This window comes from Lutibacter sp. (assembly GCF_041596795.1).
Classification (GTDB): Bacteria; Bacteroidota; Bacteroidia; order Flavobacteriales; family Flavobacteriaceae; genus Lutibacter.
Genome location: NZ_JBFHHX010000258.1, coordinates 1 through 2,322, shown reverse-complemented (window position 1 = coordinate 2,322; position 2,322 = coordinate 1). Strand labels below are relative to the sequence as shown.

Sequence of the window (2,322 nt, the reverse complement as noted above, 5' to 3'; positions counted from 1 at the left end):
TTGTACAACTGCCTGTAAATCAGAGCACGATGTTGCTATTGGAGTAAACAGAACGTATGTAAAGCAAATTGAAAAAGGGGAGTTTCCTGATACACGAAGAATTTTTTCTGTAATGCGTTGCAACCATTGTACAGATGCACCTTGTGTAGAAATTTGTCCGGTTGAAGCATTATATACGCGTGAAGATGGGATTGTAGATTTTGATAACAACCGTTGTATTGGTTGTAAATCTTGTATGCAAGCGTGTCCTTATGATGCTTTGTATATTGATCCCGATAATAATACTGCAGCTAAGTGTAATTATTGTGCGCATAGAGTAGATGTTGGTAGAGAGCCAGCTTGTGTTACTGTTTGCCCGGAACACGCAATTATTGCTGGTGATATGCACAATCCAACAACGGAGATTTCTCAATTATTGGCGCGTCAGGCAGTAAAAGTTCGTAAGCCAGAAAAAGGGACCAATCCTAATCTGTTTTATATTGATGCTGATGATGCATCGTTAATTCCGGAAGCTACAGATAAATCTGGACCAAGTTTATGGAATTCACAAGCGCGCGGAGTGGGTCATTTTGCAAAAGCTGCTGAAAAAATGATGCATACAAATGGCGATGTAGATTTATTACAAATGGTAATAGATAACGATATTCAAGCTGCTTATCAACGTAAAGAAACGGAAAATCCTAATTATATAGATGTGTTAACTGGAAAAGCGCGTAGAGTTTACGATACTCCAGACAAAGGAATACTTTGGGGTTGGGAAGTTTCGGCTTATGTTTTTACAAAAGCTATTGCGGCAGGTGCATTTTTAATTCCGTTTTTAGCAATTATTTTAGGATACGAAGTTTCTTCAACAGCTAAATTATGGTCTGCTGGAATTTCATTAACATTTTTAGCGTTAACAGGATTATTCTTGGTGATGGATTTAGACAGACCAGACCGTTTTTTAAATGTTTTATTACGTCCACAATGGAATTCTTGGTTGGTAAAAGGTGGTTACACAATTACTATTTTTGGATTGTTAGTAACCATTTGGGGAGCAATTACATTTTTTGAAATCCAAACCGGAGAAACTGCATTACTGTGGATTACAGCAGTTTTTGCTATTTTATTAGCAGTATACACAGCCTTTTTATTTGCACAAGCTAAAGGACGTGATTTTTGGCAAAGTCCAACATTACCATTACATATGTTAGTACATAGTGTTATGGCCGGAGCATCAATTTTTGTGTTGGCAGGTTTAATTTTCGGTCAAGAAAATTGGATGAGCATTTTAACAAACATACTAGTAATTGCACTAGTAGTTAACTTATTTACATTAATATCAGAATTAACAATTACGCACCCAACAACAGCGGCAAAAACAGTGGTGAAAATGATTACAAAAGGAAGGTACAAAAACCTATTTTGGGTTGTAACAGTAATGGTAGGTAATATAATTCCACTAGTATTTTTATTAGTTGGCAACACATTGCCTTTATTAGTTGGATCAGCAGTATTAGTTTTAATAGGGATTATTGCAACAGAGAAAATTTGGGTGGAAGCACCACAAAGAATTCCTTTAGCTTAATTTAAAATACAGAAAGTCATGGGATACAAAAAACCATCATTTATAGAAAATATTGCAGAGAAAGTTGGATTAATCCCAAATCTGCACAAAGAAGGTTATCAAGAGTTTGATAAAGATATGCGTCATTTTACCGATGAAGAAGTTGCTAAAATGTACGAGAATTTTCCTCCACCAGAAAAATGGGACAATTGGGTAGAATACAATCCAAAAGTATGGCCAAGAAAAGAGAAAAAAACCTATCAAATAGTTCCAACAACATGTTTTAATTGCGAAAGTGCTTGTGGTTTAACTGCTTTTATTGATAAGGAAACGCAAGAAGTTAAAAAGTTTGAAGGGAATCCATATCATCCAGGAAGTAGAGGTAGAAACTGCGCCAAAGGTCCGGCAACTATTAATCAGTTAACTGACCCTGACAGAATTTTATTTCCTTTAAAAAGAAAAGGAAAACGTGGCGATGGTGAATGGGAACGTGTTTCTTGGGATGAAGTTTTAGATACTTTTGCTGATAGAATTAGAAAAGCGATAAAAGAAGACAGGCATAATGAAATAGCATATCATGTTGGAAGACCTGGTCATGAGAAATTTATGAACTGGATTTTGCAAGGTTGGGGAATAGATGGGCATAATTCTCACACAAATATTTGTTCTTCCGGAGCACGATTTGGATACAATTTATGGTACGGTTATGACCGTCCTTCACCAGATCACGCCGAAGCAAAATTTATTTTATTAGTCTCTGCTCATTTAGAATCGGG

Annotated in this window: 2 protein-coding genes; both read left to right on the top strand. The window is 36.0% G+C overall.

The window, feature by feature from the left end; all coding sequences use genetic code 11:
• The coding region (locus ABY298_RS16075) for a 4Fe-4S dicluster domain-containing protein (RefSeq protein ID WP_372747056.1) at positions 1-1,567 on the top strand (1,567 nt) is incomplete at its 5' end.
• Positions 1,568-1,585: 18 nt separating this feature from the next.
• On the top strand, positions 1,586-2,322 hold a 737-nt coding region (locus tag ABY298_RS16070), incomplete at its 3' end, for a molybdopterin-dependent oxidoreductase (protein WP_372747055.1).